4 protein-coding genes are annotated in these 7,814 nt (G+C 63.3%); 3 read left to right on the top strand and 1 reads right to left on the bottom strand.

Annotation, left to right across the window (positions count from 1 at the left end; translation table 11 throughout):
- The coding region (locus H8A92_RS19495; RefSeq protein ID WP_229197263.1) for a YXWGXW repeat-containing protein at positions 1 to 675 on the bottom strand (675 nt) is incomplete at its 3' end.
- 624 nt (positions 676 to 1,299) lie between these two features.
- Between H8A92_RS19495 and H8A92_RS19490 the strand changes: the two genes are divergently transcribed.
- The 3 genes from H8A92_RS19490 to H8A92_RS19480 all read left to right on the top strand — a co-directional run bounded on the left by H8A92_RS19490 (position 1,300) and on the right by H8A92_RS19480 (position 7,782).
- Positions 1,300 to 2,112 (top strand): pentapeptide repeat-containing protein, encoded by an 813-nt coding sequence (locus H8A92_RS19490; protein ID WP_229197262.1) that lies wholly within the window; start codon positions 1,300 to 1,302, stop codon positions 2,110 to 2,112.
- Positions 2,113 to 2,197: 85 nt separating this feature from the next.
- Positions 2,198 to 2,617, top strand: a complete 420-nt coding sequence (locus H8A92_RS19485) for a CBS domain-containing protein (RefSeq protein ID WP_229197261.1) — start codon at positions 2,198 to 2,200, stop codon at positions 2,615 to 2,617.
- Positions 2,618 to 2,958: 341 nt separating this feature from the next.
- Complete coding sequence (locus H8A92_RS19480; RefSeq protein ID WP_229197260.1) at positions 2,959 to 7,782, top strand: NAD-glutamate dehydrogenase; 4,824 nt, start codon at positions 2,959 to 2,961, stop codon at positions 7,780 to 7,782.
- Positions 7,783 to 7,814 lie beyond the last annotated feature (32 nt).

Below are 7,814 nucleotides of genomic sequence, written 5' to 3'. Positions count from 1 at the left end.
CGCGGCGACCGCCGGATGACCATGGTTGTTGGCGAGCGTCAGCGCCGGATTCTTCATCGCCGCTTCCGCGTGCCGGGTCTGCTCGGCGGTCGCAGCCACGTGGTGCTCGTTCGCGGCGGCGACCTGCTGCGGCGTCGGCCTCGCCGTGGTGCCGCCGGTGCCGCCATTGTAGCTGACGTTGGTCGTGTTGTTGATGACGGTCTTGTTGTAGACGTTGGTGACTGAGACGTTGGAGATGTTGTTGACGGAGCTGTTGTAGAAGAAGCTGCCGCCGCGCCAGTAGCCGCCCTCATAGCCGACGCCGGTGTAGCCGAAGCCATAAGAGATGCCGCCGTAGAAGCCGACGGTCGCTCCCCAATAGCCGGCGTGGAACCCATAGACGCCATCGGTCCAGCCCCAGTAGGCGGGTGTCCATAGCAATGCAGGTGCGGGCGGAAGCACCCACGTGCCGGGAACCCAGTAGTAACCGATATCGTCGCTCCACGCCCAATAGCCGGGAGTCCAGATGTAGCCGTCACCTGGGATCGGCGGCTGCTCGTAGACAGGCAAGGGCGGTGGTGCTGCATCGACGCTGATGCCAATGCCGATGGCGAGCTGCGCGCGTGCAGCGTTGGGCGGAGAGAGACAGCAGAGGCTGAGAGCAAGAGCGAAAGGCAGTCCGGCGATGCGGCGCATGGCACATACTCCAATCTTCTTCCCCCAGCGTTGGAGTGAATAGTGGCGGCGACATGAACCCGTTGTGAATGTTTGTGCTGACTCCGTGATTTCGAGATCGCGCGTCGACGGAATCGTTAACGACAGCGAATGCGAGTCAGCTCGGTGTCAGGATGGAACGCGATCATGTGGGTTCAATGTTGGAATAGCATGAGCCGAGCGGCTCGAACGAAAACAGGAGAATGCCGCAGGCCAGGCCGGCAAGGCCTCCGCCGGCGATACGGACTTCGATCTGACCGCCAGGGCGTCCGGCTATGCGACCCCCGAGCTTCTCAAGCTGCGCGGCGACATCGCACGCACCCAGGCGGCCGTCAGCGAGGTGATCAACAACAAGGACTATCGCTAGGTCCGCGCCAATAGGGGTGGCCGATGCAGCGGTGGCTATTCATCTTGATGTTGGTCGCGCGACGCGATGAAGGGCGCGGGCTGGGGTTCTGTACCGCCAATCGAGGCGCCTTCGCATGAAACGGTCACGAGCATTGCCAGGATTGTGATCCGGTTCCATACTCCGGCGCCGGAAGCACATCCCCACGGGGGCCGGCGCGAAGATGCGAGAAGCGATACCTTAATAGCGGAAAGACGGCGATGCGGCTTCGTCTCGCGTTTGCTTTTGTATCGATGGCGGCGCTGCTCGTTGATCCGACTGCCGCCATGTCGCAAGACATGTTGAGCAGCGTCGACCTCGATAGTCCGGAAATGACGACGTCGGAGATGACGCGCGCCGAGGTCGACGCGCTCCTCAAGGCCGCGCCTCAAGGAGACCGACATTCCGTGGATTTGGAGGGAAAGCGACTGTCGCGCCTCGATCTCTCGGGCCTCGACTTCTCCGGCGGCAACCTTCATCTCGTCAAGCTCAACCGGACCAATCTGAAAGCCGCGCGCTTCGATCGGGCCGTGCTGAACCAGGCGTGGCTCATCGACGCAGATCTGACGGGGGCGTCCTTCGTCAAGGCATCGCTGCTCGGCACGCAGATGCAGCGCGCCAAGCTTGGCGGCGCCGATTTGAGCGGCGCTCGCATCACCGCCGATCTATCCGGTGCCAGCCTGATCGGGGCGAAGCTCGCCGGTGCGGATTTGAGCGCCGATATGCGCAACCAATCGATGGGCCTGATGCGGGGCGTGCTCAAATCCGCCGACCTCCGGAATGCGGATCTGAGCGGCGCCAATCTCGCGCGCGCCGATCTCGAATTCGCGCAGTTGCAGAACGCGAACCTGGCGAACTGCAACCTCAACAAGGCTGACCTTGCGGGAGCCGACCTCTCCGGCGCCAATCTCGCCGGCGTCGACTTCACCGAGACCGACCTTGCGTCGGCCGTCTTGCCGAGCGCGGCCGCGCTGGCAGAGGCCCGTAACCTGGACAAGGCCAGGAACTTGGGTCTGGCGCGACGGCCAAATTGACCAAGGCGCAGGACGCATGCGGTCACACTCGATCTGTTGTATAGTTGCCTGCGAGGGGGCTGCTGCCTTGCAAGGGAGGTCCTCCATGAAGGTCAAGGATGTGATGCACAAGGGTGTCGATTGGGTCAGCCCCGATACCCCGATCACTGAAGTCGCAAAATTGATGCAAGGGCACGATGTCGGTTGCATTCCGATCGGACAAGACGATCGTCTGATCGGGATGGTGACGGATCGCGACCTCGTCTGTAAAGGTCTTGCGAGCAAGGACTTCAACTCCGCGCGCACCACGGCGCGCGATGTGATGACCGAAGGCATCCACTGCTGCCGGGAAGACGACGATCTGGCGAAAGCGGTGCATCACATGGAAACGCTGAAGATCCGCAGGCTGCCTGTGATCAACAAGAGCAAGCGAATGGTCGGCATGATCAGCCTGGGGGATGTGGGCCACTTTGCCGGTGCCGATCTCATGTCCGAATACATGAAGAGCGTGTCGGCTCATCATTGAGGCGAGGCCGGTCTGCCGGAAACCGGCAGACCGGCCGGCACCATGGCCGGACAACGGGCGGGCAGAAAGAAGAAGTGGCACACCATTCAGGACAACCAACGAGCACATATATAATTGAAATTACATGTGATTTCCTATCCTAAGCGTTCGATCGCCGTCGGTGTCGACTTCGGTCCCACCCGCTGTCTTTGGGAAATTCAGCGCGCTTCACGACGGCGTGCACCTTTCGCTGCGGGATCGTGTATTGTCATCGGAAGCCGTCGAAGCTTCGATACCGGGCTCGAAGGGATGCACTCCAGAATCAAGCTGATGATCGCGGTTGCGATCGGACGGCACGGCAAATGGAGGACATTATGGCGTGGCGCGACGACAAGGCCCGGGCAACCCTGATCCGCGACGCAGCGGGCAGCGTGCCAGCGGGCAACAGCCCCCGGGCCTTTGCCGAGCCGTTGTTCGGCTACACCAACATCGAGGATCTCGCCAATTACGATGCCGCCTCGCTTGCGCTCCTGGCGGAGCAGGCTTGGGAGCACGTCCAGCGGCGCACGGCCGGCAGCGCCGATATCCGCGTCGTCAACCCGACATTGCCGAACGGCCGCGAGATTTCCGTGCTCGAAATTCTCAACGACAATATGCCTTTCCTGTTCGATTCCACCATGGCGGAGCTCGCCGAGCAGGGCATCGAAGTCAGCCTCGTTGCTCACCCGATCATCGCCGTGGATCGCGATGATGAGGGCAAGCTGCTGCGGTTCTACGGGGAAGCTTTGCCGGAGGGAGCCAAGGGCGCGCGCGAAAGCCTGATTCATCTCCACATCACCCGCCTGGACGCCGATGCCGATCGCCAGAAGCTGATCGACGGCCTGACCAGAACGTTGAGCGATGTCCGCGCCTGTGTCGCGGACTGGCGCGGCATGCGTGACCGCGTCGAGGAAGCGATCAAGACGTTCTCTTCAAATCCGCCGCCGCTGCCGATCGACGAGGTCGCCGAAGCCAATCAGTTCCTGCAATGGCTCTGCGCGGACAATTTCACGTTCCTCGGCGTGCGCGAGTATCGCTTCTCGCCCGACAGCGAAGCGTCGGACGACATCACTACCGGCGAAGGCCTCGGAATCCTACGCGATCCGGACGTGAAGGTTCTGCGCCGCGGCAACGACATGGTAGTGATGTCGCCGGAAATTCGGGAGTTCATGCACGAGCCGACCCTGCTGATCGTCATCAAGGCCAATGTCAGCAGCCGGGTCCATCGCCGCATCCGGATGGATTATGTAGGCATCAAGCTCTATTCGCCCGACGGCCGGCTCGAAGGCGAACTGCGCGTCGTCGGCCTCTTCACCTCGGGCGCCTACACCCGTTCGGCACGGCAGATCCCCTATGTGCGCCTCAAGATTTCGCGAGTGCTGCAGCGCGCGGGCTTCGATCCGAACGGCCATTCCGGCAAGGCGCTCATGCATATTCTCGAAGATTATCCGCGTGACGACTTGTTCCAGATCGACGTCGACACACTCTACAATTTCGTCATCGAGATCCTGCTTCTCTACGAGCGCCCGCGCGTCCGGGCGCTGGTGCGGGTGGACAAGTTCGATCGCTTCGTCTCCATCCTCACCTTCATTCCGCGCGACAAATACGACACCGACGTCCGCACGCGCGTCGGAGCCTTCCTGTCGCAGGTCTTCAAGGGGACCCTGTCCGCTTCCTACGTATCATTCCCTGAAGGCGCGCTTGCGCGCGTCCACTTCATCGTCGGGCGCTATGAAGGCAAAACGCCCGTCGTCGACCACGCCACGCTAGAAGCCGGGATCGGCGCCATTGCCGCGACCTGGGCGGACAAGCTGAAGGCAGCGCTCACCGCGTCGACCGACGGCATGCGAGCACGCATGATCGCCAACCGGTATGCACGGGCCTTTAGCGGCGGCTATACCGAGGTATTTGGCGCGGAACAGGCGATCACCGATATCACGACTGTCGAAAAGCTGACGCCAGCCCGCCCGGTGACGATTTCGGTTTACCACATCGCAGGTGACGATCCGAGACACTTCGGTCTTAAGGTATTCTCGGACGCCGTACCGCTGTCGCTGTCCTATCGCGTGCCGGTGATCGAGAATCACGGCCTGCGCGTTGTCAATGAACGCACTTACCAGATCACGCCCGGTAACCGGCCGGAACCGGTGTGGCTGCACGACATGACGATCGAGACCAGTGACGGCCAGCCCATCGAGATCACCCCGGAATTCAGCCATCGCCTCGAAGCCTCGATCATGGCGGTGGTCACCGATCGCGCCGAATCCGACGGATATAACGGCCTGATCCTGCGCACCGCCCTGAGCTGGCGGGAAGTCTCGACCATCCGGGCGTTGTCGCGCTATTTGCACCAGATCCGCGCTCCGTTCACCCAGGACTACATGTGGCAGACCTTGCGCAAGAACGCCGCGATCACAGCCACCCTGGTCGCGCTGTTCCAGACCCGCCTCGATCCGCGCCTCGTCCTGACAGATGCCGAGCGCTCGGCGTGCGAGACGGCTTTGCTTGCCGAGATCGAGGAGCAGCTCAAATCCGTCGCCTCGCTCGATGAAGACCGCATTCTGCGCCGCTTCACCAATCTGGTGCAGGCGACCGTTCGCACCAATCTGTGGCAGATCGGCGAGAACGGACATCCGCGCCCGGTGATCTCCTTCAAGTTCGAGGCGCGCCGGATCGATGACTTGCCCGCTCCACGGCCTCTCTACGAGATCTTCGTCTATTCGCCTCGTGTCGAAGGTATTCACCTGCGCTTCGGCAAGGTTGCGCGCGGCGGCTTGCGCTGGTCCGACCGGCCGCAGGATTTCCGCACCGAGATCCTCGGCCTGGTGAAGGCGCAGCAGGTCAAGAACGCCGTGATCGTGCCGGTCGGCGCCAAGGGCGGCTTCGTACCCAAGCGCCTGCCGCCACCTTCCAATCGCGACGCCTGGCTCGCGGAGGGCACCGAAGCCTATCGCATCTTCGTTCGCTCGCTGCTCGAGCTCACCGACAATCTCGACGGTGACGTCGTCGTGCCGCCCGAATCCACCGTGCGTTACGACGGCGATGACCCCTACCTCGTCGTTGCTGCCGACAAGGGCACCGCCACCTTCTCCGACGTCGCCAACGCGATCTCGGCCGAGAAGAACCACTGGCTCGGCGATGCCTTCGCATCCGGTGGCAGCCAGGGCTACGATCACAAGAAGATGGGGATCACGGCGCGCGGCGCCTGGGAGGCGGTCAAGCGTCACTTCCGCGAGCTCGGTACCGACATTCAGACCATGCCGTTCACCGCGGTTGGCGTGGGCGACATGTCGGGCGACGTCTTCGGCAATGGTATGCTGCTCTCGCCGGCGACAAGGCTTGTGGCGGCTTTCGATCATCGCGACATCTTCATCGATCCTTCGCCCGATCCATTGACCAGCTTCGCCGAGCGCAAGCGGCTGTTCGATCTGCCGCGATCGAGCTGGCAGGACTACAACAAGTCGCTGATCTCGCAGGGCGGCGGCGTGTTCTCGCGCTCGCTCAAGGCGATTCCGCTCGCGCCGGAAGTGCGCGCGCTGCTCGATCTCGACAAGCCGCAAGCCACGCCTTTCGAGGTCATGACGGCGATCCTGAAGGCTCGCGCGGACCTCCTGTGGTTTGGCGGCATCGGCACCTACATCCGCTCGTCCGCGGAGACCGACGATCAGGCCGGGGACCGCGCCAACGATCCGATCCGCATCGCGGGCGGCGACGTGCGCGCCCGGGTGATCGGCGAAGGGGCCAACCTCGGCGTTACCCAGCGCGGCCGCATCGAAGCGGCGCAGAAGGGCGTCAAGCTCAACACCGATGCCATCGACAATTCGGCCGGCGTGAACACGTCCGATGTCGAGGTCAATATCAAGGTCGCGCTGGCGCGCCCCGAGCGCGAGGGACGCCTCAGCCCGGCTGACCGCAACAGCCTGCTTGCCGCGATGACCGAGGAGGTCGGCGCCTTGGTGCTGCGCAATAACTATCTGCAGACGCTGGCGCTCTCGCTGGCCGAGCGCAAGGGTGTGGCAGAGACCGGCTTCCTCACCCGCCTGATGCAGTCGCTCGAACTACGCGGCTTGCTCAGCCGTGCGGTGGAGTTCCTGCCCGACGACGCCGCGCTCACCGAGCGCACACGGCGCGGCCAATTCCTGACGCGGCCCGAGCTTGCCGTGTTGCTCGCCTACGCCAAGCTGACCCTCTACGATGACCTGCTCGTCACCGGCGTGCCCGATGATCCCTATCTTGCCCGCGAACTATCTCAGTATTTTCCGCGCGCGATTCAGGACAAATTCCCGGGCGCGACCGAATTGCATCGGCTGCGGCGGGAGATCATCGCGACCAGTCTCGCCAATGCGGTGATCAATCGCGGTGGCCCGGCCTGTGTGGTGCGCCTGATCGACGAGACCGACGCCGATGTCTCGACCATCGTCATGGCCTATGTGGCGGTCGATGAATGCTACGGACTGAAGTGGCTCAATGATGCGATCGATGCACTCGACGCCTGCATTGATGGGCAGCTGCAGCTGTCTCTCTACGCTTCGGTGCAGGACCTCCTGCTCTCCCGCATGGTCTGGTATGTGCGCAATGTCGATTTCAAGGACGGACTGGAGGCCGTCGTCGCGCGCTTCGGCCCGGCTATCCGCCAGATCGTCGCCGGGCTCGACACCGCCCTGCCGCCGGACTTGCAGGCAGCGCGCGTCAAGCGCCGGCAGGAACTCGCCGACGCCGGTGTCCCGGCCGGCCTCGCCGGCGAGCTCGCCGATCTCGACGCTCTGGACTCGGCACCCGACATCGTGACGGTTGCCGAGCGCACCACGCGTCCGATCGGCGACGCCGCCGCGACCTTCTACGCCGCCGAGGCGAATTTCCGTCTCGACCGCATCATCGCCGCAGCTCGCAAGGTGCCGGCCAACGATTATTTCGAACGCATGGCCATTGACCGCGCCGTTGAGCAGATCGCTGGCGCTGAAAGGAGACTGGCCGCGGACATGCTCGCAACCGGCCAGTCTGGCCAGGAGGCCATCGAGACCTGGCTCGCGGCTCACCCCGAAGCGACGCGTATCCGCCGCTCGGTCGAGGAGATCGCTGCCAGTGGCATGACCCTCGCCAAGCTGACGGTGGCGGCGAATCTGCTCGCGGACCTGGTCAGAGCCTGAGAGCTGCGAGGCAGCGATGTGAGAAGCGCAAT

It is taken from the genome of Bradyrhizobium acaciae, assembly GCF_020889785.1.
GTDB lineage: Bacteria > Pseudomonadota > Alphaproteobacteria > Rhizobiales > Xanthobacteraceae > Bradyrhizobium > Bradyrhizobium acaciae.
This window is presented reverse-complemented; position numbering and strand designations above follow the sequence as displayed.